25 protein-coding genes are annotated in these 25,115 nt (G+C 52.2%); 10 read left to right on the top strand and 15 right to left on the bottom strand.

The window, feature by feature from the left end:
- Positions 1-20: 20 nt before the first annotated feature.
- A complete protein-coding gene (gene radA / locus JOD20_RS02620) occupies positions 21-1,448 on the bottom strand; it encodes a DNA repair protein RadA (protein WP_204753773.1) in 1,428 nt (475 codons plus the stop codon).
- A 325-nt stretch (positions 1,449-1,773) separates the two neighbouring features.
- On the opposite strand from radA, the gene lipA reads away from it, so the two are divergent.
- The 5 genes from lipA (at position 1,774) to JOD20_RS02595 (ending at position 5,853) form a co-directional block, all read left to right on the top strand.
- Complete coding sequence (lipA, locus tag JOD20_RS02615; protein WP_204753772.1) at positions 1,774-2,694, top strand: lipoyl synthase; 921 nt, start codon at positions 1,774-1,776, stop codon at positions 2,692-2,694.
- 22 nt (positions 2,695-2,716) lie between these two features.
- A complete protein-coding gene (locus JOD20_RS02610) occupies positions 2,717-3,397 on the top strand; it encodes a tetratricopeptide repeat protein (RefSeq protein WP_204753771.1) in 681 nt (226 codons plus the stop codon).
- Positions 3,398-3,498: 101 nt separating this feature from the next.
- A complete protein-coding gene (locus tag JOD20_RS02605; protein WP_204753770.1) occupies positions 3,499-4,386 on the top strand; it encodes a zinc ribbon domain-containing protein in 888 nt (295 codons plus the stop codon).
- The gene (gene rsmG, locus JOD20_RS02600) at positions 4,383-5,093 is read left to right on the top strand and encodes a 16S rRNA (guanine(527)-N(7))-methyltransferase RsmG (protein WP_204753769.1); all 711 of its coding nucleotides are present in this window, start codon (positions 4,383-4,385) and stop codon (positions 5,091-5,093) included. Before JOD20_RS02605 ends, rsmG begins: the two co-directional genes overlap by 4 nt.
- A 97-nt stretch (positions 5,094-5,190) precedes the next feature.
- On the top strand, positions 5,191-5,853 hold the full coding sequence (locus JOD20_RS02595) for a PspA/IM30 family protein (protein WP_054536778.1): 663 nt from the start codon (positions 5,191-5,193) through the stop codon (positions 5,851-5,853).
- Between the two features lie 54 nt (positions 5,854-5,907).
- On the opposite strand, the gene JOD20_RS02590 is transcribed toward JOD20_RS02595, so the two are convergent.
- Positions 5,908-6,501 (bottom strand): LysE family translocator, encoded by a 594-nt coding sequence (locus JOD20_RS02590; protein ID WP_204753845.1) that lies wholly within the window; start codon positions 6,499-6,501, stop codon positions 5,908-5,910.
- Positions 6,502-6,643: 142 nt separating this feature from the next.
- Here JOD20_RS02590 and uppS point away from each other — a divergent pair, with 142 nt between their 5' ends.
- Positions 6,644-7,378: a polyprenyl diphosphate synthase gene (gene uppS, locus JOD20_RS02585; protein ID WP_204753768.1), complete on the top strand. Its 735-nt coding sequence runs from the start codon at positions 6,644-6,646 to the stop codon at positions 7,376-7,378.
- A gap of 293 nt (positions 7,379-7,671) precedes the next feature.
- On the top strand, positions 7,672-7,959 hold the full coding sequence (locus JOD20_RS02580) for a hypothetical protein (protein WP_110520442.1): 288 nt from the start codon (positions 7,672-7,674) through the stop codon (positions 7,957-7,959).
- A 36-nt stretch (positions 7,960-7,995) separates the two neighbouring features.
- Here the strand turns inward: JOD20_RS02580 and JOD20_RS02575 are convergent, their stop codons facing one another.
- Positions 7,996-9,894, bottom strand: coding sequence for a hypothetical protein (locus JOD20_RS02575; protein WP_204753767.1), 1,899 nt, complete (start codon positions 9,892-9,894; stop codon positions 7,996-7,998).
- Positions 9,895-10,157: 263 nt separating this feature from the next.
- Entirely contained in the window at positions 10,158-11,528 is a 1,371-nt protein-coding gene (locus tag JOD20_RS02570) for an alpha/beta fold hydrolase (RefSeq protein ID WP_204753766.1), read from the bottom strand.
- A gap of 632 nt (positions 11,529-12,160) precedes the next feature.
- On the opposite strand from JOD20_RS02570, the gene JOD20_RS02565 reads away from it, so the two are divergent.
- Both JOD20_RS02565 and JOD20_RS02560 read left to right on the top strand, forming a co-directional pair.
- On the top strand, positions 12,161-12,394 hold the full coding sequence (locus JOD20_RS02565; protein WP_204753765.1) for an indolepyruvate ferredoxin oxidoreductase subunit alpha: 234 nt from the start codon (positions 12,161-12,163) through the stop codon (positions 12,392-12,394).
- A gap of 75 nt (positions 12,395-12,469) precedes the next feature.
- Positions 12,470-13,171 (top strand): HAD-IA family hydrolase, encoded by a 702-nt coding sequence (locus tag JOD20_RS02560; RefSeq protein WP_204753764.1) that lies wholly within the window; start codon positions 12,470-12,472, stop codon positions 13,169-13,171.
- A 43-nt stretch (positions 13,172-13,214) separates the two neighbouring features.
- Here the strand turns inward: JOD20_RS02560 and JOD20_RS02555 are convergent, their stop codons facing one another.
- From JOD20_RS02555 to JOD20_RS02545, 3 genes are read right to left on the bottom strand one after another with little or no spacing between them, the layout of a single operon-like run.
- Positions 13,215-14,021 carry a class I SAM-dependent methyltransferase gene (locus JOD20_RS02555; protein WP_204753763.1) on the bottom strand — a complete coding sequence of 269 codons (807 nt, stop codon included), beginning with the start codon at positions 14,019-14,021 and terminating at the stop codon, positions 13,215-13,217.
- Positions 14,022-14,031: 10 nt separating this feature from the next.
- Positions 14,032-14,430: a DUF4406 domain-containing protein gene (locus JOD20_RS02550; RefSeq protein WP_204753762.1), complete on the bottom strand. Its 399-nt coding sequence runs from the start codon at positions 14,428-14,430 to the stop codon at positions 14,032-14,034.
- 44 nt (positions 14,431-14,474) lie between these two features.
- On the bottom strand, positions 14,475-15,020 hold the full coding sequence (locus tag JOD20_RS02545) for a GNAT family N-acetyltransferase (RefSeq protein WP_204753761.1): 546 nt from the start codon (positions 15,018-15,020) through the stop codon (positions 14,475-14,477).
- A 99-nt stretch (positions 15,021-15,119) separates the two neighbouring features.
- Between JOD20_RS02545 and JOD20_RS02540 the strand changes: the two genes are divergently transcribed.
- Positions 15,120-15,557: a DUF5946 family protein gene (locus tag JOD20_RS02540; RefSeq protein WP_204753760.1), complete on the top strand. Its 438-nt coding sequence runs from the start codon at positions 15,120-15,122 to the stop codon at positions 15,555-15,557.
- Here the strand turns inward: JOD20_RS02540 and JOD20_RS02535 are convergent.
- From JOD20_RS02535 to hisF, 8 genes are all read right to left on the bottom strand, one after another.
- Positions 15,523-16,194 carry a ComF family protein gene (locus JOD20_RS02535; protein WP_204753759.1) on the bottom strand — a complete coding sequence of 224 codons (672 nt, stop codon included), beginning with the start codon at positions 16,192-16,194 and terminating at the stop codon, positions 15,523-15,525. The genes JOD20_RS02540 and JOD20_RS02535 overlap by 35 nt on opposite strands.
- A gap of 49 nt (positions 16,195-16,243) precedes the next feature.
- Positions 16,244-16,780 carry a hypothetical protein gene (locus JOD20_RS02530; RefSeq protein ID WP_204753758.1) on the bottom strand — a complete coding sequence of 179 codons (537 nt, stop codon included), beginning with the start codon at positions 16,778-16,780 and terminating at the stop codon, positions 16,244-16,246.
- Positions 16,781-16,788: 8 nt separating this feature from the next.
- Entirely contained in the window at positions 16,789-17,454 is a 666-nt protein-coding gene (locus tag JOD20_RS02525) for an RNA polymerase sigma factor (protein WP_110520411.1), read from the bottom strand.
- Positions 17,455-18,015: 561 nt separating this feature from the next.
- A complete protein-coding gene (locus JOD20_RS02520; RefSeq protein ID WP_204753757.1) occupies positions 18,016-18,825 on the bottom strand; it encodes a prenyltransferase/squalene oxidase repeat-containing protein in 810 nt (269 codons plus the stop codon).
- Positions 18,826-18,869: 44 nt separating this feature from the next.
- A complete protein-coding gene (locus tag JOD20_RS02515) occupies positions 18,870-23,651 on the bottom strand; it encodes an Ig-like domain-containing protein (RefSeq protein ID WP_204753756.1) in 4,782 nt (1,593 codons plus the stop codon).
- Positions 23,652-23,667: 16 nt separating this feature from the next.
- Positions 23,668-24,084 (bottom strand): molybdenum cofactor biosynthesis protein MoaE, encoded by a 417-nt coding sequence (locus JOD20_RS02510; protein WP_204753755.1) that lies wholly within the window; start codon positions 24,082-24,084, stop codon positions 23,668-23,670.
- A gap of 1 nt (position 24,085) precedes the next feature.
- Complete coding sequence (locus tag JOD20_RS02505) at positions 24,086-24,325, bottom strand: MoaD/ThiS family protein (RefSeq protein WP_204753754.1); 240 nt, start codon at positions 24,323-24,325, stop codon at positions 24,086-24,088.
- Positions 24,322-25,113 carry an imidazole glycerol phosphate synthase subunit HisF gene (gene hisF / locus JOD20_RS02500; protein WP_204753753.1) on the bottom strand — a complete coding sequence of 264 codons (792 nt, stop codon included), beginning with the start codon at positions 25,111-25,113 and terminating at the stop codon, positions 24,322-24,324. The genes JOD20_RS02505 and hisF overlap by 4 nt, the downstream gene beginning before the upstream one ends.
- Positions 25,114-25,115 lie beyond the last annotated feature (2 nt).

The following is a 25,115-nucleotide window of genomic DNA, read 5'->3' as shown; positions in this document are numbered from 1 at the left end:
AGCACATCCACAATTTACGCTTAATCATCATGGTCAGTTGCTGCCTTCGCGGTTGGCGGCTCACCAGGTGATGGTCGCGGCGCACCAATTAAAGCAGCACGAACTGCTTCAACTAATGAACGAATGCCAGTAACCTGAAACGCGTCGATCTGCGGTAAGGCATCGATCTGCGGCACAATTGCATTATGAAAACCAAGCTTGGCAGCCTCGTTCAAACGCCGATCAAGCTGGCTTACCGAACGCAATTCGCCCGAAAGCCCAATTTCACCAATTAAGACGGTATTTGGTTCAACTCGCTGGTTACGAAATGATGAAGTAATCGCCGTGGCGACAGCAAGATCGATCGCTGGCTCGGTCACTTTCAAACCGCCTACCACATTAACATAAATATCCTGATTGAACAATGGCACACCAACCCGCTTTGAGAGCACCGCAATAATCATCGCCAACCGGTTTTGGTCAAAGCCATTGGCGGTACGCCGCGGTTGCGCATTGGCGGTATGACTTGTCAGGGCTTGCACTTCCAATAACAATGGACGCGTGCCCTCCAACATCACTGCCACCGCCGAGCCAGGCGAGTTGGTGCTGCGCTCGGCCAAGAAAATCTGCGATGGATTGGTAACTTCGACCATGCCACCTTGATTCATCTCGAAGACCCCAACTTCATTGGTGGAGCCAAAGCGATTTTTGACGCTGCGCAACAAACGATATTGATGAAAGCGCTCACCTTCAAGGTACAACACGACATCAACAATGTGCTCAAGCACCCGTGGTCCAGCAATCGCGCCTTCTTTGGTGACGTGGCCAACCAGCATAATTGAAATATTGTGTTGCTTGGCCACCCTCTGGAGCCGCAACGCGCCTTCGCGCACTTGCGAAACGCTGCCCGCCGCCGAAGTTACATCTTCGCTATACACAGTTTGAATTGAGTCGACAATCACCAAGACTGGTTTCATGCGTTCGATGGTGGCAATCGCCGTGTCGAGGCTCGTTTCGGCCAAAATATATAAACGCTCGGCAGCTAAGCCAAGCCGCGTAGCCCGCAACTTAATTTGTTGCTGCGATTCTTCAGCAGAAATATACAGCACATCGCCAGCGGTTTCGGCCAAAGCAGCACTTTGTTCAAGCAGCAAGGTCGATTTACCAATGCCTGGGTCGCCACCAATCAGCACCAACGAGCCTGGTACAATCCCGCCGCCAAGCACGCGAGCAAATTCACTGCCACGAACTGGCAAACGTTGCACATCGCCAAGTTGAATATCCGGCAAGCGTAATGGCTCGCTCACTCCTATAGGTGAACGAGTACTACCGCCTGTCGTACCTGCTGACTTCGTGACAATTTGTTCAACCAAACTATCCCAAGCGCCACATTCGGTACAGCGGCCCATCCAACGGGGAAACTGTGCATCACATTGTTGACACACGAAAATTGTACGTTGTTTGGCCATAAAAACACCAGTTCCTTGCTTGCCACATCTCGTTAAATTATAGCACAGCCGCTTGGTTCAATGAACTAAGTTCGTGCTATACTTGGCGCAGATTACCAAGCCGATCCTTGAGCTTTTTGGCTTTCGCCTGCGCTAAAAATCGCTCCGATGTCCCCCATATGGGCAGGATTGCCGTTAGGCCAAAGTGGTGCTTTTGGGTTATCGCAATCGCTTAAATAATTTTTTACAATAGCGAGTGAGGGTTATCGCTGGCTTAGGCAAGCTGGAACCACATTCGTCTGCCGTCACTTGCACTGCTGCATGTGCTGCTTAACGTGAGGTTGGTATGCCATCAACACCGCATCGTCAGCGTAAACCAGAGTGGTTACGCAAACCCGTGCTTTCACCAGAGTTGCGCAATGTCCGCCAACTGCTGCGTGATCTCAATCTCAATACTGTGTGTGAAGAAGCCTCGTGTCCTAATATCGCCGAGTGTTTTGGCCAAGGCACTGCCACATTTATGATCGGCGGCGATCGCTGTACGCGGCGTTGTCATTATTGTGACGTAACCACCGCCAAGCCCTTTCCGCTTGATCCACGTGAGCCAAATAACGTGGCTGAAGCTGCGGCACGCTTGGGCTTAAAATATGTGGTGGTAACCGCCGTGGCGCGCGATGATGTGAAGGATGGTGGCGCACGCCACTTCGCCCGCACCATCAACGCCATTCGCCAACGCTTGCCTGAGGCCGAAATCGAGGTCTTGATTCCCGATTTCAAGGGCGATGCCGATGCCCTCAAAACAGTTTTGGATGCTGAGCCACACGTGCTCAATCACAATATCGAAACCGTGCGCAGCGTCTTTAAAAGTGTCCGCGCGCAAGGCGATTACGATCGATCATTAGCCTTATTGGCTCGCAGTCGTGAATTCGCCCCCCAGATTAGCACCAAATCGGGGTTTATGGTGGGTTTGGGCGAAACAACCAGCGAAATCTACCAAACCATGGATGATCTCAAACAGGTTGGGGTAGAGCTGGTCACGATTGGCCAATATTTACAACCATCGTTGACCCATGTCGCGGTCAGCGAATATATTCCCCCTGAGCGTTATGAGTTGTACCGTAGCTATGGCCAGCAATTGGGCTTTCGTGCCACCTTTGCCGGGCCGTTCATCCGCTCGTCATTTCACGCAGGGGAGTTACACCATCAGCAATTAAGCAATGACGTGGCTAGCCCAGTGCAAGAATGGATCGCACTCGAACCACGCTAGATTATCGATAGAAGGAGTTCCTATGTCGTCCGTGCATGAAACGCATTTATTGGCTGAAGGGATTACTGCCGCCAAAGCAGGCCAACGCGCAACAGCCCGTGATTTTCTGACCCAAGTGATAGCACTCAATGCACGAAACGAACTAGCGTGGCTCTGGATGAGCGCAATTGTTGATACGCCAGAGCAACGCCGCGATTGCCTCGTGCGGGTTTTGTTGATCAATCCCAGCAACGAAGCAGCCCAACGCGGCATCGCAGCCCTCGAAGTGCAAACCAAACCTGCGCCCATGCCAGAGCCAACTCCTCCCATCTCAATGGCTGCTAGCAGTAATGGCAGATTGATTCAATGCCCATTCTGTCATTCTGATACTGATAGTAGCAAGCTCGATTGCCAAGTCTGTGGCGAAAATACGATTCTCACCTGCCCCTCATGTGATAGTACAATTAACTTATGGGAAACCACCCGCTGCCCATGCGGCGAGGGTTTACGCCACTACATTTTCTTTCCCGATGGCATCGATCACGAAGGCTTAGGCCAACGCTATGCCTTGATGGAACGCTGGGAGCCAGCCGCCCGCCAATGGGATCGCGCGCTCAAAGATGGCTCGCATGTGGTGATGTTGCACCGAAAATTGGCCCAAGCCTACGACAAGATTGGCCGCAACCAAGAGGCCGAATTTCATCGCCAAGTGGCCCAATCCTAATTCCTTAGCCAATCTTTACTTGCATCAAGCCAAATCTATGTCACAATCGGTGTATCCTTAAAAATAGCCAATGAATGTCTTTTTAGCGATGGATTACCGTTATGACAATCGATGATGAACTTGCCAAAGGCATCGCTGCTGTGCGCGCAGGCCAACGTGAGCTTGCTCGCCAGCATCTGCAAAAAGTGCTCCTGACAGATTCCAAAAACGAGTCCGCTTGGCTGTGGCTCAGCGGCGTTGTCGAAACGCGCACCCAAAAACGCGACTGTCTGCAAATTGTGCTTTCAATCAATCCCGATAATACTGCTGCTCGCCGCGGCCTCGAAGAGCTAGCCCAAAGCGAAGCAGCCGATTTTCTTTCGACCTTCGAGCCACACCGGCCACCAGCCGAGCCAAATCCGCCACCAGCACCAGCACCAATCGCTTCAGCGCCAGCTCCGGTGATCAGCACTCCAGCAAGTTTCGATGAGCCACCTGCGGAAATGTTTCAACCCCTGCCAATCGAGCTTGATCAGCCGCTACCAGGCTTTGGCTTTGCACCAATGGTCGCTGAAGTTAGCCCCGAGCCAAGCGCGGTCGCGAACAGCCCAACCAGCAATGTGCCTAAGCCACCGCAAAATCTCGAAGCCCCCTGTGCATTTTGTGGCACGCCAACCCAAAGCACTGGCGAATGTAGCAATTGTGGCACCGAACAAACCTTCGATTGCCCCAATTGTGGTCATGTGCTCGATGTGCGCGAAAATTGGATTTGCGAATGTGGTCATTCCTTCGAAAATTTTCTGACACCTGAACGCAAGCTTGATCGCGAACGTCTGGCCCAAATGTATAGCGACCGCGATTTTCCCGCCGCTGCGGTGAAGCAATGGAAGGCAGCACTACCAACCAGCCGTCGCCCACAACAGCTGCATGCATCAATCGGGCGGGTTTATGATAATCTAGGCTTATACGAGCAAGCCGAAATGCACTATAGGTTATCAAAACAAAAATGATTGATCGTGAGCTACTGCAAACCACCTTGGCTGAGTGGGAACTAACCCTTTCCGCCAGCCAAATCGACCGCCTTGAACAGTATGTGACGTTACTGACCCAATGGAGCGAGCGCATGAATTTGGTTGCGCCCTCGACCTTGCCCGAAGTAACGAAGCGGCACCTGTTGGATTCATTTTCGCTGGCGACAACCTGCCAACAAGCGCCAGCAAGCTTGGCCGATATTGGCTCTGGCGCAGGCTTACCGGGCATTCCCTTGGCAATCTTGTGGCCCGAAACCGAAGTCTTATTAATTGAATCAATTGGCAAGAAGGCCGAATTTTTGCGCCATGTGGCCCAAGAATTGCAGCTTGACCATGTGCTGGTTGAAGTTGAACGCGCTGAAGTTGTTGGCCGCGAACGGCGTTGGCGCGAGCATTTTGAGGTTGTTACCGCCCGCGCGGTGGCCAATTTGGCAACGCTCGCCGAATACTGTTTGCCCTTGTGCAAAATCGGTGGCATGTGGCTTGCACCAAAAGGCTTTGAAATTGAGCCTGAAGTGCAAGATGCAGAACAGGCCATAACCATTCTTGGAGGTCAATTACGGGCGGTCTATAATGTCAACATTCCAGCCGAACCTGTCCGTTCACTTGTCGTCGTCGACAAAATAGCTGCGACCCCATTGACCTATCCACGCACGGTTGGCACACCATCCAAAAAACCCTTGTAACTTTTTGGAAAAAGGCGCGTACTACTTGAGAACCGCCAGCGCGGTGTGCTAGAATGAAATTCACACAGTCTTTGTGTTTAGCTAAGGAGGAATTCCTATGTCGTTGTTGAGTCGAGTTCGCGATCTGGTTAGCGCTAATCTCAATACGATGTTGGATAAGGCCGAAGACCCTGAAAAAATGGTCAACGAGTACATGCGGCAATTGCAAGAACAACTGTACGAAGCCAAAACCGCTGTTGCATCCGCCATGGCCGATGAAACCAAATTGCACAACAAGATGGTGACATTCCAAACCGAAGCTGATCAATGGCAATCCAAGGCTGAAGCTGCGGTTCGCGCAAGCGACGATGAATTGGCAAAAGCTGCCTTAGGCCGCAAAACCAATGCTCAAAAAATGGCCGATACCTATCGCCAACAATACGAACAACAAGACGAGCAAGTGGAACAACTCCAAAAAGCCTTGGTCAGTCTTGAATCACGCTTGTCAGAAGCCAAAGCCAAGAAAGAATTGATTATCGCCAAGAAGAATCGCGCCGAAACTCAAGAAGCGATTCAACGCACGGTTCAAGGTTTGGGCAACCTCAATGCGATGGATAAATTGTCCCAAATGGAAGAACGGGTCGATGATCGCTTGGCCCAAGCCGATGCGATGTCAAAACTCGAAGGTGGCTCGCTCGAAGCTCGCTTTGCCGACCTCGAACGCGATACCGCTGTCGAAGATGAATTGGCTGCCCTCAAAGCAAAAATGGGCAAACAATAGTTTTTGAAATTGCGGGTGTTGGTTTTGTACCAACACCCGCTTTGTATTTAAGCGTCAGCCAAGCAACACCACCAGCGCAAAGCCCAAAATAACTAAGCCTGAAATCCGATTGATCCAAATTGTGTAGCCTTGCACTCGCTCACGCAAGAGGCTCACGCCACCGCTCAACAGCAGCCACCATAAGGCCGAGCCAAGCGTTACCCCAACCACCAACCAAACGCTATCCCAGCCGTAGGCCGTAATCCCCAAGCCTGCAAACACCGTCGCAAACGATAAAATTGTCATGGGATTGGTCAGGGTCAAAAAGAGCGTCGAGGCATACATCGCCCACAAATTATCTGCTTGGGCCGTTGCCGCAGCTCTTGCAGGCCGACTGAGCATAGTTTTAATCGCCAAGTAGCCTAAAAATAGCCCGCCCACAATTCGCAGCCCAACCAACCAACCTGAAGCTTGATTGACGTTATTAAGCGCTGCCGCCAAGCCAAACGCCGCCAGCAAACCATACAATCCATCGGCGGTCGCCGCACCCAAGCCCGATAAAAAGCCAGCCAAGCGACCATGAACTAAGCTGCGTCGAATGCACAAGACCCCAATTGGCCCAACTGGTGCGGCAATCGAAAAGCCTAAAATAAGCCCTTTGAGTAACATCGCCATGCCCTCACTTGCGAAAAAGAGTCGATCAGCCTAGTTTCGCATGGATTGCACGCGAGTGCTTGCAACAATGGTAGTATATTCGTTACCCTACAACGAATGCTAGACAAACGCTTAAATTGATGAGGTCTTTAGATCTATGACCATACAACAACTTGAAACTGCTATCGCTCCCCGCCATGTGGCAATAATTATGGATGGCAATGGCCGTTGGGCCCAAGGCCGCGGCCTTCCCCGTCTGGCAGGGCATCATGCTGGCACAGGCAATATCAAACGGATCGTGCGCGAGGCGATTGCCTTGGGCATTCCTTACCTCACGATTTATGCTTTTTCAACCGAAAATTGGAAGCGCCCATCGTGGGAAGTGCGCGGATTGATGCGGATTATGGCCGAATATCTCGACCGCGAGTTGCGCGAGTTGCACGCCGAAGGGGTGCGCTTGCACTTACTTGGCACGCTCGATGGCGTTGATTCAGCGCTGGCCAAAAAAATTCAAAATGCCATTACCATGACTGCTAAAAATACAGCCTTGACCCTTTCAGTCGCCTTCAACTATGGCGGACGCGCTGATATTGTCAATGCTGTGCGCGAAATTGTCGCCAAAGGTATCAATCCCGACGAGATTAGCGACGAGATGATTGCTGGTCACTTGTATACCTCGGGCATTCCCGACCCCGATTTGATTGTGCGCACCAGCGGCGAACAACGCCTAAGCAACTTTTTGATTTGGCAAGCAGCCTATAGCGAATATTACATGACTCCGTTGCTGTGGCCCGATTTTGGCCCCGACCAATTTCGCGAAGCGGTGAGCAACTTTGGCAATCGCGAACGCCGCTATGGTGGCCGGATTGGCGAAGGCGAAATGGCCAAATAAGCAGCGCCATGCACGCATTTCGAGTTCAATGATTAAGCATAGAGCGCTAAAAAATGAACATCTATCAACAACCCAGGCCAATATTCAAGCGGCTTGGGTTTGGTTTAATAAGCTTCAGGCCGCTATCACCCGTTGGATAAGCACGTGCCTACCCATTTGGAGTTAACCGAATCATACCAAAGTCTCTTGTTGGAACATGATATGATAGAAGCAGCAAGGTTGTTAAGTAACCTATTGCACTTTCTAAGCTTTAGCTAGTGGCACTTTCTCTACTTACCAAGAGGGTTTTCCCAATGCATATGCGATTGCCTGCTGCCCATACTCAGCTTTTGCGTCAACTCAAAGATGAGCGCAGCAAACTGCAAGATCTCGTATGGGAACTCGATGATCTTGAACATGCTGTCGTCGATTTGGAACAACAATTAGACGCTACTCACGATACAAACAAACATCAAGAATTGGAGCATCTGCGCCAACGCCATGATCATGTCGAAGATGCGGTGCTCTATCAAATGATGTATATCGATCGCTTGCAAGAGCGCTACGATTTATTGCCCTACGCAGCAACGACTGCTGCCTAAGCTTCCCCAGCGAGGCTAGGCAACACTTAGCCTCGCTTATTTCCGCAGATAAATTGCCACACTCGCATTTTCATACACCAACTCAAATTCCGGCGTATTAGCTAATTTGGCTTGATTGAAGATCTTGCCATCAATTGTCGCATAGGCATAATCATAGTCATGTTCACGCATCCACTGGGCTAGCTCACTTGGCGTTTTATCGCTGGCGTTGCGCAACCAGCCTGTTTCAGCCTCAACTGCATCAATATACTCAAAGGTTCCTTGGTTATAAACCACTGGTGGCGTGCTCAGCTGCAAACCAGCATAGGGCAAAATCCACCAGCCACCATCGCTGCCGCGCGCCACATTGTAGAGCCAGCCTTCAGTATTGATCGCAAAACGGGCATTTTTGGGAATGCGCTGCACAATCCAATTCAGGGCGGTTAAATCATCGGCTTTGGCGATAATTGTGCCATCGTTGATCACGTTATGCATTTTGCTAGCCGAAATCAGCACAGTTATTGCCAAGATTGCGGTGCGAATCGCGCGCCAACCTCGGGCCACGCCCACTTTAAGATGTTGGCTCAAGCCTTGGTCCAATGAAGCAACCCCAAAGCCAAACCACAAACTAATCGGCAGAAAGATTGCCAAAGCCACAATGTTGTTGTTGAAAAATGAGAGATAGGGCAAACCAAGCACGACTGGATTGGCAAATAGCATCACCAGCAGCGCCCAAAGGCTGTTAATCAATACCAAACGCCATTGCTTCAACAACCCAACCCAAGCCGCCAACAAACTTACTAAGAAGATCTGAAGGTTATTCCATGTCCAATACAGACCTTTAGCAGCTTCGTAGGTGTTGTAGCCGCCGCCAACCAGTTGTTTAGGCGTTCCACTGCCAGCAGGCTGAATTTCGCTAATCAACAAGGCCAGCCATGGCGACATCAACAAAATTGCCATGCCAACTGCTGCCGCTTGATTGCCCAGCACCCGCCAGCGTTGCTCGGACCAAACATCGCGCCCCAACCAGACCGCGACACACCATAATAAGGCAAAGCCTGCCGCCACAAAGTGGGTCGGCAACAGCCCACCAATGGCAATTGTCAATAAAATCAGGCCTTTGCGATCGCTGCGATCCATCGCAACCCACGCCAATAGCAAAACCACCGGAACCATTGCCAACCCAGCAAGCAAGGTATAACGGCCCCAACTGAGATAATAGGCGGGCATAATCGAGATAAAGCCCGTCATGGTCGCAGCAGCTAAACCAGCAATTGGGCTTTTGGTCAGGCCAATCGTCGCACTGCCAACTGAAATCACAATCAGTACGCCTAAAAATTGGCCATACCACAGCATAAATTGCGGAATGCTCATGCCGCTCAAATTGTAGATTGTGGCAGCAGTCGAATGAAAACCCCAGTGATAGCCAAAATTATCAACTGGCAGATAAGGCCGCAACGAATAGGGCACTTGGCCAAGCTCAGCAATCACCCGCATAATCGTGGCATGGTGAATTGAATCGACCCACGGCGGAAACGCGACGTTGCGAATATGGCTAATTCTGGTGCTAATCGCGAAGCTCACAATCAACAACGCCAAGCCAAGAATTGGCACTGGCGCTGGCAAGGCCCAAGGCTCTTCGCCCTCGCGCCATAGCCGCCAAGCGACTCCACCAACTAAGCCAAAGGCGATAAAGGTAATCATGCCAACGCTGAAGGCTAGACCAAACGTGGTTAACCAGACATAGCCCAGTGGCCAAACCGCCAAACTTAGGCCGATCCAGAGACTTGGACGCACCAATGGCGCTAGCTCCAAATCCAGCCAGCGTTCTAGCAGGTAGCCTGGGGCCAGCGTACAAACCAGCGCCGCAAACCAAAAACGGCTCTGCGGCAAGATTAAGATCAACACCGCTAGCCCAAGCAATCCAGCAAGCCCAATTATTCGTTGACGATTCATACAGCACCATGCAATCTGAGGTTCATGCCAAATGGTACACGAAAAACGCCACTGGTAAAACAGTGACGTTTATTTCGAGACGAAAAATACAGTTTCAGATACCTCGTTCGATCTATGACATCCATAAATCGTGCTTTAGGGGGTGCAGGGGGATGAAAACCCCTTGCGTTCCCCGCCTTGAGGCGGCGCGGAGGGGTGGTGATCACAATAAACGAATGAAAACATATCTGAGTCAAATCAATTGTTCAAAACATAATAGTTTATCAGCGATGAACTTCGGCGCGTTGTTCAGCTAGCTGTAATTGCCAATTTTGCACCCGCAGCCGCTGCACCAATGAACGAGCCAAATTCTGCATCAACTTCAGACCAAGCGAGGCATCATCTTCAAACAAGGCAAACAGGTAGCGGCTATCGATCGAAAGCACGGTTGCTCCCGATTTGCCAGCGCGTAAATCGGCGGTACGGCGACCACCTTTGCCTTGAATTAAGGCCATCTCGCCAGCAATTTGGCCTGCCATCAACACATTAACCCGCCGCGATTCATCAATCCCAAGTTCGTTGCTGATGCGCACTAGGACATCGACTTGGCCATCTTGCACAATAAACAGCTCGTCGCCGCTCGAATCTTCAAGCGCCAAAATATCTTGGGGCGCAAAATGATGTTGATGGCACAAACCAGCCACCCGCATGCGTTGCGATTCGCTGAGATCTTGGCCCAACTCGGTATTCGAGAGAAATTGAGCAATTTCGCCCACATCAAGGTCGCGTTGTTGCTGAACTTGGGCATTGGGCAGGCTGGGCAAAATTGGCAAGCCCAAAAACGAAGCAATATAGCGCATGGTCGTTTCGTATTGCTCAAAATGCGGCCAATGGCCAGCATTCGGAATCAAGCGCAAATCGGCTTCCGTCCATTCGTCGGCGACTGCACCAGCATCACGCAAGGGGACGGTGTTATCTTCAGCGCCCCAAATAACTTGAGCTGGCGGCTGAATTTGCTTGAGTTTGCCGCGCAAATCGCCCATTTTCATGGCTTCGTAACAGGCAGCGCGCACGGCTCCTTGGCCAGGCCGACGAGCATCAGCCCGAATCCTGTCGTAATCTTGTTGCGAAATGGCGGCACGTTCGGCAAATAAAATTGGCTTCATCAACTGATTGATATAGCTCAAGGGGGTATTTTCGAGGTAGCTTAATATTTTACCGCCCAAGCGGGTGCGCTCAAGCAAAATATGCGGAGCCACAAACAGATTGATAAAGGTCGATAAGCGGCCACTGACCACAGGATTGAGCAAAATCAAGCGTTCGACCAACATCGGGTGGCGTAGCGCCAGCGTCATGGCAATTTGGCCGCCCATCGAGTGGCCAAGCACAACCACAGGCCGATCGCTGGCCTCTTCGATCAGTTTGGCCATCAAATCAGCATACCATTCAATCGTAATTGGGTGCTTTGGGGCAGGCGACCGCCCGTAGCCAGGCAAATCGACCGCCATATACGAATAGCGCGTGCCTAAGGCTTGCAGCAGCGGTGTCCAAGTAAACCACGAGCTTGACCAGCCATGAATTAACAAGGCAACAGGGGCATTGCGACGGTTATCGCGGATATGCAGTTCCTGACCGTCGATCACATAGGTTGACATGGACTACCCTCATTGCAGGACCAATTTCCATAGCGTTATTGTAGCATAGTGAGGCAAGCAACTTCTATAGATACGAGGCTAGTTAGTAGGAGCCAGGGATCAGGGGTCAGGGGCTGGGGATCGGGCAGGACGGATAATTTGTGCTAAGAAATCTTCGCGATCTTGGCGGTTTCTGTCCTTAGTGCCCTTCGTGTGCTTCGTGGATCAATTTTTTAACGCAGAGGCGCAGAGAAATAGGGCTCTAGGCTACAGGCTATTGGCTAGCGGAAGCATTAAGGTTTAAAATAAAAATTTGGCATGGCACCGAATCCCAATTTCCAACCCCTAACTACGAAGCGCACGAAGAAAACTATGTGGGAATAGACAAAGCAGAAACAATCCACAAAATAGATATTTGGGGGTGCAGGGGGCTGAAAACCCCCTGCGTCTCCCGCCGGCGGCGGGACGGAAGGGTGGCGAACAAAAATGCGATCATTAGCACCTAATTTAGACTAAAAACCCTGATTTTACCGTCTTTATTAGAATCATTCTCATTATGTGACTAAAGTTACAGAAGCATGGCTAGGAGCTTGCTACACTACATTCAGAAAACAAGTATGAAGTTATCGCCGCAGCGCGAAGGAGCATCAACAATGGCATACGTAATTGCAGAACCATGTATCGGCACCAAAGATTCAGCCTGTGTCAAAGTTTGTCCAGTTGACTGTATCTACGAAGGTGAAGACCAATACTACATCAACCCAGACGAATGTATTGATTGTGGCGCTTGCGAACCAGAATGCCCAGTTAGCGCAATCTTCTCAGGCGATAGCGTGCCAGAACAATGGGCTTCATTCACTCAAAAGAACGTCGATTTCTTCGGTTAGTTCCAAACTTCGCCAATTGAAACACAGGGACACGGAAATTTCCGTGTCCCTCTTCTTTATTTAGCCGAGGTTCCCATGCTGCGTTTTCCAGTAGTTTGTTTTGATGTTGGCTTTACCTTGCTTGACGAACGGGTTGATGCTCACGATTTAATTGGCGAGGTTTTGCAGGAATTTGGCTTGCAAGCAGAGCCAAGCTTAATTCGCGATGCTCGTCGCGCCACCAATCGTTGGTATCATCAGCGCTACCACTCGCTTGATAATAACGATTGGAGTTCCGATGCCACAATTCGCACGCTCTGGCTCGAATTCTATCAACACTTGTTCGATCAAATCGATCCCAGCCTTGATCACGCGGCGCTTGGCGATCGTTTGATCGCACACTACGAGCAGCCAGAAAATTGGGTTCCCTTTGCCGATGTGCGCGAAACGCTCGATAGCTTGCACGCGCAAGGCATTCGGATTGGCATCGTCTCAGATTGGGCCAGTAGTTTGCGTCCAATTTTGGCCTACAACAAACTCTTGCCCTATTTTGATTTTGCGGTAATTTCGGCAGATGCAGGCTATGCCAAACCCATGACCGACCTCTATCAGCTAGCGATCAAACGGGCCGGAGTTGCAGCAGAGCAGATTATTCATATTGGCGATAGCTATTATGCGGATGTGTTGGGAGCGCGTGCGGTTGGCATGGAAGCAGCCTTGATCGATCGCCATAAACGGGTTGCCAAGGCCGATTGCCCAATTCTGCACGATTTGCGCGATTTATTGCAGTTGGTTTAACAACAAAACCCTTCTCTTATTTCAAGAGAAGGGTTGAACTTGGTTAATTTCGGCGTAAACGCAACACCAAAACTGGGGGAATTTCGCTAAAATTGGCCCACGAAAATGGATGCGTGCGGGGCGTATCTGGCGGATAGCTTGGCTCTAACAAGCCATCCAGCACAAAGCCTGCTGCAAACGCCGCGCCAAGCAAGCTCGCCAGCGAGCGATGAAAAAACCATTGGGCCATTGGTTGGCCAACCACCCCAACGCCTTGATGAGTGGCAGGTGTGAGATAGCTGCCAATTTGGAGGTGCGAGCGCGTTTCAACCTCGCCCTGTTCATTTTCAAATTGCTCGACAATTTTGCGACTCTGCGGCGCTTGAAAGCATGGATGGACGCTTGCCAGCACAAAACGGCCTTGCGGCTTGAGCAATTGGCTCGCTGCCTGAAACAATGGCTCAAGCGTTGGCAAATCCATCAGCACCATCGTCGAAACTAAGGCATCGAAGCTGGCAACGCCCAAGCTGAGCAATTGCTCAAAACTCGTCGCATCGACAACTTGATATTCAAGCGAACTAGCGACGGGATACTGCTTGGCGCGTGCGATTAGGCTGGCGCTGGCATCAACTGCCAGCACCGTTGCTCCCAATTCGGCCAAATGGCGCGCAAATAGACCGTTCCCACAACCAACATCAAGCATGCGCTGTCCTGCTTGTAGCCCCAACAATTGCAGCATCGCAGGCCGCACCAATTGCAAATGAAAACGATTGCCAATTTGACCCATCGAACTATCCCAATGCTCGGCGTTAGCTTCCCAAGCGGCATTCGATTGGGCGTTCAATTCAGGCCATTCGGTGTTTGCGCTCATTGCTGGATTCCTAATATTCTTGCGGATCGATCAATTCGCCACAGTTTGGAATATCCTGCAAGCGTGCGAAGGTTTGGCGACCATGGGTTTTCGCCAATTCAACCATTTGATCTGCGCCCTGTGAGGGGCCGCCAACCCGCAACACCGCATCGCAACGAATCACCAAGCGCTCAGCAATGGGGTGAAAGATGGCGTTGAACGCTGCATCGCCAATCCGCTTGGAGCCAGCCAAATCGACCATTGGCAAGGCCAGCCACTCACCAAGTACTGGCAAATGGCCAGCATTGAACAAGGGCAACACATACGATTCCATCAGATGCACATTGGCTGCAATTTTAGCCGGATCGTCGCCAGTGCCCGAACGATAGGGACCCGCAATCAGAATCATCAACCCAGCTTGATCAGCCATAACCGCATCCTCCAAACAAAATCCCCGTTACTCTAGCATAGCTGTCAACTTCTTGCCCCAAGCCATGGGCCTGGCGCTTGGTTTGGCAATTCTACTGGCTCAGTTTTTTGAGCATAGATCGTGAAGCCACGGGCTTGATAATTGGCCAAAGCGGTTGGGCCATCGAGCGTGCAGGTATGCACCCAAACCCGCGAGTTGGTTAATTGCCAGGCCTGTTGAATAACCGCAGTGAGCAAGATGCCGCCTAAGCCTTGGCCATACCATTGCGCCAATAAGCCAAAATAGCCAATTTGGGCCGAGCCATCGGCTTCTTGCACCAATTCACAATAGCCAATCGGAATCCCTTGATACGTGCCAAGCCACGTTTGAACCGTTGGCTGGCTGAGATAATCAAGCCATTGCTGATACGACCAGCTAAGCCGATCGAGCCAAAACCATTCGCCACCAACAGCAGTGTAGAAAAATCGATTAAGCTCAGGGCTAATTCGCTGAACCTGCACAAAACGAAAATCTGGATCATGGCGCAAGCTTGGTTTAAGCTCGCTCGCCGCCAGCATTTGAAGATAGGTTGTAGTAACGTCGCGCTGCATAGGCAAGCATTTCCTCTATTTCTAATCAATCATTTGGCAGATGTTGCTGAATTTGCTGTCGCTTATGCTATCGCTTGATTATACCGAACGAGGTGAGCCATGCCAACTAGCGATATGTGCGCCGAATGTGGCGCGCCGCAGGTCGAAGGTTTAAGCTGTTGGGAGCAACTAGGCGGGTTGATTGCGTGGGAATATAACGACCCAGCCTTGCATGCTCGGCATTTTTTGGTGGTGGCCTGCTACAATTTGCAACACCCAGCCCAATTTACCGCGGCGGCGCTGGCAGAATTGTGGGTTGGCTTCAACGATTATCTTGATCATGGGGTAAGTGCCGCTACATTACGTCAACAAGCAGCCAAACGCTATGCAGGAGCGACGCGGGTTTTGCGGCCCGAGGCTGAACGCCAACCGCAATTGCAGCGTTGGTCAATGACAATTGCCGATGTCTATCTGCCTGATCAACCGCAAGGTGTGGTCGAGCGACTGCTTCGTTGGGCCAGAATTATTCAGGCCTATCAAGTGGGGGCGCAGGCTTAACGATCGCTTTGGCCAAGGCCAAGCCTTCAACGGCCTTGCTGCCAGCGGCAAGCAACGCACTAGCACAGGCTTCAAAGGTCGAGCCAGTTGTCAGCACATCGTCGATTAAGAGAATATGGGCTGGGGCAGGTTGTTGGCCATGCCAGGCAAACGCACCAGCGACATTGGTTGCGCGGGCTTGGGCTTGTTGGCCAACCTGATGTTCGGTGGCACGCACCCGTTTAAGCTCGATGCTGAGTGGCAAGTGCCAAGCTTTGGCCAAATTGCGGGCCAATAATTCAGCTTGATTATAGCCCCGCTCACGTTTGCGCACGCCATGGAGCGGCACTGGCATCAGCACAACGTCTTGCCAAGCACAAAATTCAAACAGCAACGGAGCCAAAATCTGGGCCAAGGGATAGGCATTTTGATATTTAAATGCGTGGATAGCAGCCCGCAAACTGCCTTGAAATGGGTAGATGCCCAACGCGCGTTCAAGCGGCGAATCGGCGGCTAAAGGCTGCGGGCGTTGATTGGGAGCGAGGGGAATACATTCGGCGAGGCAGCTTGGGCAAAATTGGGTTCCAGCCTTGCCGCAGCTGTAGCAGCGCGGCGGGTAAACGAGATCAAGCAAGCTATTCCACAAACGGTTGATCATCGTACCCCCAAACCAAACCCGCAAGCCAGACGACTTGCGGGTTGCTTTTTTAGGCGGTTTGTTGCTTGTTCGGGAGCGGCATCCGTTCCCAAACTTGCCAAATCAAGATCAAGAGAATAATCCATTGCAGCGGTTGGTGCACCGTGATCAGTGCTGCCACAACCGAGCGTGATGATGGAATATGGCGATAGAGCCAATCGATTGCGACGCCGGGCCATGTGCTTGCGCTTGCCAGCCATTGTTCTAGGCCAACGGCCCCAGCCAAGAGAAACAAGCCATAGACCAGCAAACCGATTGCCAAAATGCTTGCAACCCCACTTAAGCCAACAAAGGCGCGGCGTTGCAACTTCCAATGTTTGCTGCGCACCATCAATGGTGGCATCAAGCCAGGGACCAAGGCCAGAAGCTTGGCCGTCAGATCATCAGGAACCGATGTGATCATCGCTGAGCGCACAACCGTATCGAAGGCTTCAGCACGCCGTGCGCGGGTAGCACAGCTTTCACATGTATCAAGATGGTCTGTCAGTTGTGGATCTAACGCTTCTTCGCGCAGATCATAATTGGTTCGATGTTCACAACGCTTCATGACACACCTCAGCGCCATCCTAGGGCAAATGCAAAGCGACCACGGTTTGGCCGTTCATCGGCAACAGGCTCGCGCTTTGCTGGCAAGAGTGCTTCCGATTGATTGGCGGCTAAGAGCAAAGCGAGGCGCTCTTTACCACGGCGAATATAGCTTTTAACTGTATTCAGTGGTACTTCTAAAATTTCTGCAATATCATTGTACCGCAAATCGTCAAAATAGTAGAGGGTTAATGCCAAGCGATAATGATCTTCAAGCTTATCTAAAGCTTGGGAAACTTCGGCCCGCAGTTCGTGGTTCGAGGCCACTTCTTGGGGGTCGGCCCAACGATTATCATCGGCAATGCTCGATAACGGATCGACGGTTTCGCCATCGTCATCGGTCATGGCTGGCATCTCTGGGGCACGCCGACCGCGCTTGCGCAACTCGTCACGCCCAAGGTTGATAACCAAACGATAGAGCCATGTTGTAAACCGACTTTCGCCATTATACTGGCCGATTACCCGCAACAGCTTGATACAAGCATCTTGGGTTAGGTCAGCGGCATCTTCGGGCTGGCGCATCACGCTCATGGCGATGTTGTAAATATAATGTTGTTGGCTAACAATCAATGCTCCCATTGCTTCGGGATCATTGCGTTGAGCGCGATTGAGAATTTCAGCAGTTGGTTCGGCCACAGTTACAACTCCTTGCCATCAGCGTGGCTTCTATTGCTTCAGACGCTGACCCGCAAAAAATAGTTGCAGCAATTGCAGCGATTGATCACTATTCTGCCAAAATTGCCAAAATTGCAAAATGATCTTTCGATCTGTCAGCACTAGTCCTTTTGGACGATCACCGCATCCTTCGCTGCTCAGCGCCGCTACGTTAACATTTTGATCCACGAAGGGCACGAAGGGCTGAAACCGCGAAGGACACGAAGATCGCGAAGGTTTCTTAGCACAAATTGCTCGAATTGCACCAATAATGTTCCGATAGCCCACAGCCTATAGCCATATTTTCTCTGCGCCTCTGCGTTAAAAATGTGTTCCACGAAGGGCACAAAGAGCACTAAGCTGGGGCTATTGGCTCTAGGCTTCATCCCTCATCCTTCATGCTTCATTTTTCCACCCTTCCGTCCTGCCAGCGGGAAACGCAGGGGGCTTTAATCCCCCTGCACCCCCTCAAGGACATTAATCGGCTCTCAAGCATCAACCGATGAACCTATCAATTGGAGGAGCCACATATCCTAGCAAGTTTTACCGTAAGCCGAAGCGCCGCACGATCCGTACAATCCAGGCGGTCAGCAAGGGGTCGGGCAGGCCATCTTCGTTGAGCCATGCACCACTTGGTTGTTGCAGGTTGCGCAAAACGTTGATTGCCTGGGTAACTGCGCGCGTCATACGGGGAATGCGGGCAATCCCAGCGGCGTTCAACATCACGGCAAGGCTCGGCGCATCCCAATCGTTGGAAATGAGATCGCCTAAGCCGCCCAACATGCGCTTAACTGGCCGACTTTCGCGATGGCCCAACAAGACTGCGGCCAACATCGCCCAACCAGTGGCCTCGACCCGAAAACCTGGCAACAAGCCATTATTGGCAATTTGGCCAAGCAACCAAGTATTGGCTTTGTCGGCGGCCACATTGACCTCGGGGTTATCCAACAAGGCGAGGCTGGCAGAACAAACAGCAGTGGTGAAGATCAGCGCTGCATCCGACTCGCTATCCATCCACAAGGGTGGGCTATACATGGCCAAATTGCTGCTTTCGCGCCACCAGCCGCGCGGCGATTGGGCATCGAGGATAAAGCGGCTGGCAGCAACAACCGCTGGATGGTCGCTAGCCCCAAGTTCAACAAAATGGCGAATAATGTTGCAGCTATCGTTGAGCGTGCTCGGTCGCCCTGCAACGCCATTCAGCGGAAAACCGCCATCGTCGTTTTGCAAGGCCGCTAATTGATCAAGTAATTCTTCATCGGCGGGCGTGGCCTCAAGCATGTGGGTTATTTTGGCTTGGGCTAAAACATTGCCCGATTGTTCAATCCATTGAATTGCTTCTGGAATACGCATTGCTGTGCCTTAATTCTGAAAATAAAGATAGCGCTATTGTACCATCAGCGAATACGCACTGGCGGCGCAGTTTGCTCAAGCTCTAGCGTTTGGCCAGCGCTCGTCAATTGGGCGGCAGGCCAAGTAAATTGGCCAGTTTGGCGCGCAACCCCCAACAGCTGAATAGGATAAATGCCAGCCCGTAACTGTGGCGCACTGAATTGCCCATCATGCCAGATTAAGCCTGGCGCTGCGCCCAATTGCCACGTCACTCCGTTGGGTGCAGCCAAGCGCAGCTGCAACAACTCAACATCGCGTTCAAGCACCAAATAGCCTTGCCAAAGCCATTGCTGACCATACGCCAACTGCTCGATTGGCGTGGCATGGAGCAAGCGGGCTTGGGGTGCAGGAGCTTGCCAACTGGCTTGGCTGGCCAACAAAATTGGCCCATTTGGCTCGATCTGGAGGTTCAATTGGTGGGTAATCGGCAAGCTCAGTCGCGTCGCCTGAGCATAACCATCCAAGGCTGCTTGATTCAAGCCAAACGCATAGTTCGCTCTGGTTGGAAAATCCTGTTGGCTAAGCTGAAAAACCGCGATACTACTTGGCAAATCTTCCCAGGTTGTGCCATTCCAGCCCTCAGCAAGCAGGCTCAGCACCTGTGCGCGCAGCGCTGAACTTGGTTGGCTGCGCTCAAAAATGATGCCAATCATGGCAGCTTGACGGGTACGGCTCATCCAAGGGCTTGGCTCCAAGGGTTGATTCAACATTTGGCGCACTTCAGCCAAATATTGATCAGCTTGGGGCGAATCGAGCAACACCAAGGCATAGATCAGGCGCAAGCGTTGGGGCGCAGTGAGTTGGTTATTTTTGAGCAAGGTTGTGACTTGGGCTTCGACAGTTTTGTTGCTTTGGGCCAAGGCCAATAACATTTCGCTACGCAAATCGGGATCAAGCGGGCTAGCCAAGGCCAACCAACGAGTTGCCTGATCGATCAGTTGGCTAAGCGTGGGCGAGCGTTGTTCGTTGGCGATTAGCTGCACAATCAAGGCGGTTAATTGCACATCGCCACTTTGCCCATCCCCGCTCCAACTGCCATTGGCCAATTGCTGCTGGGCCAATTGCGCAATCGCTGCGTTGGCGGGCTGCGTAGCATAGCGCGCCATGGCGATTTGCCCGGCCAAACTCAGCGGATCAGAGCCATTAAACTGGCTGGGCAAGGCTTGGGTTGCTTGGGCTAAACTAGCAATCGCCAGCTCGATTGAGGCTGCTTGGTTGGCGGTTGGCACTTGCCACGTAATATCGGTTGGCTCGGTGATCAAGCGACTTTGCCGCAACAAGACTTGGCTTGGCGGCTCAATGACCAAACTTTTGGTGATGATTTGAGTTTGTTGATTGACCTCGAAGGTCGCGGTCAGCGTGGTTGTGCCCAGTTTGCTGGCAATGAGTCCTTGGGTCGCGCTATAAATACGGCTGCTATTGCCAGTTGTTGGCTCAGCCAGCGCCGTAAATTGGGCTTGATCATAATTAAGCGTGATACTTGGAATTCCGCCGCGCGTTGCCAGCAAATTCAAGCGCGCCGTGACACTTAATTGATCGCCAAGCAGCAATCGCTCAGGCAGCAGCAATTGGGCAGCGATTGGCGGGCTTGACCCAAAAACGGTTGTGGCTGCGGCGCTGCTCAGGCCATCACTGGCTAAGGCCTCAATATGGCCTGCATCAAAGCCCGTCAAATCGAGCAAGGCTTGGCCATTGCTCGCAGTGCGAATCAGGCGATGCTGGCTGGTTAGGCTGGTGGTGAAGCTTGATTGAAAACTCAAACCAACCATACTGGCGACTGGCTGACCAGCGCGTTGCGTGCCTAGCACTAGTTGCGAGCCGCTGACAACCATTGTCAACTCAAGCGGCGCAACGCTTTGGAAGGGAATTTGGCTGCTGCTGCTGCGCAGTTGTTGGCCATCAAGCCAAGCCAAGGCAACATCCAATTGCTGAGTATTGCTCAAGCTTGGCGAAATTGCGATGCGCTGGCCTGCGACCCACGGCTGAAGCTGCTGGCGAATCGTGCTGCCTTCGAACCAACTCACGAGCACGCTGGTGGCAGTTTGATTGGTCAGCGGCGCGAGATCTAAATCGGTCGCGGTAACTAAGCTGCTTTGGCTACGGCCAATCGCCTGTTCGCTGGCTGCGCCAAGCACCCATAACGGCACTTCCACGCTGGCAGCATCTGGGCTACTTGCCCGAATCAGCCATTGGCCAGAACGCAAACCAGTTGTGCGCCAAATCGCCTCACCAGCAGCGTTGGTACGCAAGCTTTGGGTGCTCGAAGTCGCACCAGTCACTTCGATTTGGAGATTGCGATTGGCCAAAGCCATGCCTTGTTGATCACGCAATTGGAAGCTGATGCTGGCTGCTTGGTTCTGGTTGAGCAATTGTTGGCTGGTGCTGGCTTGTAAATCGGCAGCATAGCGAATGTGCAGATAATGATAACTGGTTTGCGGGCCAAGCTGAATTGCCAACACATAATCACCAAGCAAAGCTTGGCTGCGTTGATAATCAAATTGGGCAATCCCAGCGGCGTTGCTTTGCCAAACCCCCGCCGAAATTTGACGATTGTTTTGATCGAGCAAGCGCCACGAACCCTGTTGATGCGGCAGCACGCTGATAATTTCAGCAGGCACAATTGCGTTGGTAGCCTGAAATTCGGGCAAAACAACCTGATAGCTAGGCGCAGGATCGTTGACGACAAAGGTTTGGCTGGCCAAAACCTGATTGGCGTAGCGTAGCCGAACCTGATACAAGCCAGGTGGGACTTCGGCTGCAAGCTGCACTTGGCGCAGCCACAGGGTTTGGGTCAAGTTAAAGGTTTGCTCGGGGGCAATCGCTTGGCCGCTCAGATCGAGCACAGCGAGCGTCAAACTTGGCGTGGTTGCTAATCCAGCAGCAAATTGGCTGCTACCAATAATCGTGAGTTGTTGGTTGGCTTGGTAGCTATGGCGTTCGAGCATCAGTTGACTGCTCAAACTTGGCGCTTGGCGCTGTGGCTGAATAATTGTTTCGGCTACAATCGGCGCTTGTTGCGCGCCGCCCAGCAAGACCAAGCGCCCGCTGCTGGCGCGGATTGGCGTTTGCCAAAGCCCTTGCTGATCGCTTGCCCCCGTAGCTAGTTGGCTCGCTCCAGCCAAAATGCTTAAATTTTCGACGGCGGCTGGCTGGCGATTCGCCAAATCAACCACCCAGGCTTGGGCTTGCTCGGCGCTTGCCAACAATTGCGCGCGATAGGGTGTCCAAATGAGCACATGTTGCACAAGCTCTGCATTGGGAGCTTGAATTTGCAATAATAACGCGCCTTGGGTTGGTGTGATGGTTAATGTTCGATCAGGCGCTGCGCCAATTTGCCATTGCTGTTGCGGTTGTAGATTATAGCGCTGTGGATTGAGCGGCGTTTGCGGTTGTTGCAGGGCTGCTGCCAAAACCGCCCGATCCATTGGATACAAGGTCGCGGTGAGACGACTGGTTTCGCGGCCATTCAAGCGCAATTCAGCCTGCGTTGTGGGCAGCAACAACGAATAGCCAGCGCCTTCGATTTGCAATGGTTGGGCTTGAGTTTGGGTGCGAAAATTCAGCGGCGCAGAGCCAGCCAAGGTCAGCGTATAACTTGTGCTTGGTTGCCAAGCGGCGCTAATCAGGGCTTGTTGATTGACAATGCTAATCGCCAAATCGGCCACTTCAGGCTCGATAGAGAGTTGGGCCGCAATCTGCTCGCGCTCAGGCGTTTGGTTAAACAAGAGGCGCAACGAATCGGCAAGCGCCAAACTGCCGCCGCGCCCAGGCACCGAGCCAATCAATTGCAGCTTGGATTGCACCTGCCAAACTTGGCTGATTGGCTGGCTCAGTTGGAGGCTGGTAGTTACGGTTTGGCCTGCTGGCCAAGCTACATCTGGCCTAGCAAGCAAGACAGTTTGCGGCAACGGCTCTGCTTGATAATGCACTTGCCATGTCGCGCTCAGAGCTGGCGTGAATTGAATCCGATCAATTAATTGCTGGCTTGTGGCTGAATCAAGCAAGCCTTCAAAAGCCCACTCCAACGCTTGATTCGTCTCGATAGTTTGCGCAGTTGGTGGCGCAATCAGGCTTGGCTCGCTAACGTTGAGTTGCCATTCGCTGGTTTGCACCGGAATTCCCAGCAAATCGTTGAGATTGTGCAAGCTTAGTTGATAGCGCTGGCCGAGCTGCCATTCGGCTTGCACCAACACGCTACGATCATCAAGCCAACGCACTTGGCGCGCAACACTTGGCTCGATGTTGAGTTCAGCTAAATCGCGCTGGGGTTGGCTGGAGTAGTCAATCATCGCCCGATTGAAACGTAGCAAGATGGGCATATTTGGGGCGATTGTGGCATTGGGTAAGGGCGAGCGAAAGACCAACAATGGCGCTGGGGCAGCGGCAAACTGGGTTGTAACTGTGGTTGGCAAGCTTTGGCGCAACATCGATTGTGCGCTTGGCCGCAATTGAACGGTGACGGTTGTGCCTGGGGTCCAGCCAAATTCTGGCTGCCAACGTGCACGGGTGCGGCCTTCCCATTGCCAACGGCCACGCACTGGCGGCGTAATCACCAGCGCAGCTTCAACGCTCGATCGATCCATCGGCAGGTTAAAGTTGAATTCCAAGGCCGTGGCTGGCGGCAATTCGCGGCTACCAGCCAACGGCGTTAAGCGCAGAACAGTTGGTTGCGGCACCCAACCAGCGATACTCGCCACAATCACGCCAAGCAGCGCCATGCCCAACAAGGTTAGTATTGTGAGCAACCAACGCCACCACCATCGTGCTAGTTTTTCGAGCAATCGCATAGTTCACCTTAGTGCTTCAACGCTGACCCACCCATTCTTGCGAACCATCGGCCCAATGTTCACATTTCCAAATTGGCACCACCAATTTGATTTGATCCATCAGCCAAGCCACCGCAGCAAATGCTGCGCCACGATGAGCTGAGCCAATCGCAATCAGCACTGCTGTTTCGCCAATTTGCAACACGCCAATTCGATGATGAATTGCCACTTTGCCGATGCCAAACTGGGCTTGGGCTTGTTGGCCCAACAAAGCTAATTGCTGCTCGGCCATTTCGGGGTAGGCTTCGTATTCCAAAAAGGCGGTGGCGCGACCGCCAAAATTGTTGCGCGCCACGCCTTCAAACAGCACAATCGCGCCATGCCCAGCATCGGCGACCAAGGCCCGCAACGGCTCGGCCTGCAACACGGTTTCGGTTACCAAAAATGCTTGCACCTTAGCCTCCACTAACTGGCGGAATCAAGGCCAATTCATCGTTGGGCTTCAAGGTTGCCTCCAGCGTTACATACTGGCGATTGATCGCATAGGCCAAGCCAGTCAAGGGCAAGTTTGGATATAGCTCAGCCAAGCGTTGCAGCACCGTGCCAACCGTGGCATTTTCAGCCAACTCCAAGCTTAAGCTGCTTTGGTTGAGGGCTTCGCGCAAGCCAGCAAAGAAACGAATGGTGATGATCATAATGGCCTCGGGGTGCGGCGCATCGGAATTCCCTGATTTGCCAGATATTCCTTGACCGCCTCAACGGTATAGGTGCCAAAGTGGAAGATCGAGGCTGCCAACACTGCATCTGCTTGGCCTTCGTGCAGCGCAGCCAGCAAATGTTCGGGCTTGCCAGCGCCACCAGAGGCAATTACTGGCACGCCAACTTGAGCACTAATCGCCGCTAGCAATTCGTTATCGTAGCCAGCGCCAGTGCCATCAGCATCCATGCTGTTGATCACCAACTCGCCTGCGCCCAAATCGACCACTCGTTTGGCCCATTCAATTGCATCCAAGCCCGTTGGCCGTGGATCGCGGCCAGTGTGGGTGAAGACATTCCATTGGCTGGGCTGGCCTGGCTCGTTGATCCGACGGGCATCCATCGAAAGCACAATACATTGCGAGCCAAAGCGCTTGGCTCCATCTTCGATTAATTGCGGGTTGAGCACAGCAGCGGTATTAATTGAAACTTTATCAGCGCCAGCCCGCAGCATGCGATACATATCATCGACGGTACGAATGCCGCCACCAACCGTCAAGGGAATAAACACTTGGCGTGCGACGTTCTCCACCACCTCGACCATAATATTGCGCTCATCGGATGAAGCAGTAATATCGTAAAACACCAATTCATCAGCACCCGATTCGTTGTAGAAGGCCGCCAATTGCACTGGGTCGCCAGCATCGCGATGGTTGAGAAAGCTAATGCCTTTGACCACGCGCCCAGCCTTCACATCCAAACAAGGAATAATTCGACGGGTCAACATAC

It is taken from the genome of Herpetosiphon giganteus (assembly GCF_016907925.1).
Taxonomy (GTDB): Bacteria; Chloroflexota; Chloroflexia; order Chloroflexales; family Herpetosiphonaceae; genus Herpetosiphon; species Herpetosiphon giganteus.
This window is presented reverse-complemented; position numbering and strand designations above follow the sequence as displayed.

Coding starts and splice junctions, on each gene's coding strand:
- radA (WP_204753773.1), bottom strand. CDS start 1,448: ATGGCCAAACAACGTACAATTTTCGTGTGTCAACAATGTGATGCACAG.
- lipA (WP_204753772.1), top strand. CDS start 1,774: ATGCCATCAACACCGCATCGTCAGCGTAAACCAGAGTGGTTACGCAAA.
- JOD20_RS02610 (WP_204753771.1), top strand. CDS start 2,717: ATGTCGTCCGTGCATGAAACGCATTTATTGGCTGAAGGGATTACTGCC.
- JOD20_RS02605 (WP_204753770.1), top strand. CDS start 3,499: ATGACAATCGATGATGAACTTGCCAAAGGCATCGCTGCTGTGCGCGCA.
- rsmG (WP_204753769.1), top strand. CDS start 4,383: ATGATTGATCGTGAGCTACTGCAAACCACCTTGGCTGAGTGGGAACTA.
- JOD20_RS02595 (WP_054536778.1), top strand. CDS start 5,191: ATGTCGTTGTTGAGTCGAGTTCGCGATCTGGTTAGCGCTAATCTCAAT.
- JOD20_RS02590 (WP_204753845.1), bottom strand. CDS start 6,501: ATGTTACTCAAAGGGCTTATTTTAGGCTTTTCGATTGCCGCACCAGTT.
- uppS (WP_204753768.1), top strand. CDS start 6,644: ATGACCATACAACAACTTGAAACTGCTATCGCTCCCCGCCATGTGGCA.
- JOD20_RS02580 (WP_110520442.1), top strand. CDS start 7,672: ATGCATATGCGATTGCCTGCTGCCCATACTCAGCTTTTGCGTCAACTC.
- JOD20_RS02575 (WP_204753767.1), bottom strand. CDS start 9,894: ATGAATCGTCAACGAATAATTGGGCTTGCTGGATTGCTTGGGCTAGCG.
- JOD20_RS02570 (WP_204753766.1), bottom strand. CDS start 11,528: ATGTCAACCTATGTGATCGACGGTCAGGAACTGCATATCCGCGATAAC.
- JOD20_RS02565 (WP_204753765.1), top strand. CDS start 12,161: ATGGCATACGTAATTGCAGAACCATGTATCGGCACCAAAGATTCAGCC.
- JOD20_RS02560 (WP_204753764.1), top strand. CDS start 12,470: ATGCTGCGTTTTCCAGTAGTTTGTTTTGATGTTGGCTTTACCTTGCTT.
- JOD20_RS02555 (WP_204753763.1), bottom strand. CDS start 14,021: ATGAGCGCAAACACCGAATGGCCTGAATTGAACGCCCAATCGAATGCC.
- JOD20_RS02550 (WP_204753762.1), bottom strand. CDS start 14,430: ATGGCTGATCAAGCTGGGTTGATGATTCTGATTGCGGGTCCCTATCGT.
- JOD20_RS02545 (WP_204753761.1), bottom strand. CDS start 15,020: ATGCAGCGCGACGTTACTACAACCTATCTTCAAATGCTGGCGGCGAGC.
- JOD20_RS02540 (WP_204753760.1), top strand. CDS start 15,120: ATGCCAACTAGCGATATGTGCGCCGAATGTGGCGCGCCGCAGGTCGAA.
- JOD20_RS02535 (WP_204753759.1), bottom strand. CDS start 16,194: ATGATCAACCGTTTGTGGAATAGCTTGCTTGATCTCGTTTACCCGCCG.
- JOD20_RS02530 (WP_204753758.1), bottom strand. CDS start 16,780: ATGAAGCGTTGTGAACATCGAACCAATTATGATCTGCGCGAAGAAGCG.
- JOD20_RS02520 (WP_204753757.1), bottom strand. CDS start 18,825: ATGCGTATTCCAGAAGCAATTCAATGGATTGAACAATCGGGCAATGTT.
- JOD20_RS02515 (WP_204753756.1), bottom strand. CDS start 23,651: ATGCGATTGCTCGAAAAACTAGCACGATGGTGGTGGCGTTGGTTGCTC.
- JOD20_RS02505 (WP_204753754.1), bottom strand. CDS start 24,325: ATGATCATCACCATTCGTTTCTTTGCTGGCTTGCGCGAAGCCCTCAAC.
- hisF (WP_204753753.1), bottom strand. CDS start 25,113: ATGTTGACCCGTCGAATTATTCCTTGTTTGGATGTGAAGGCTGGGCGC.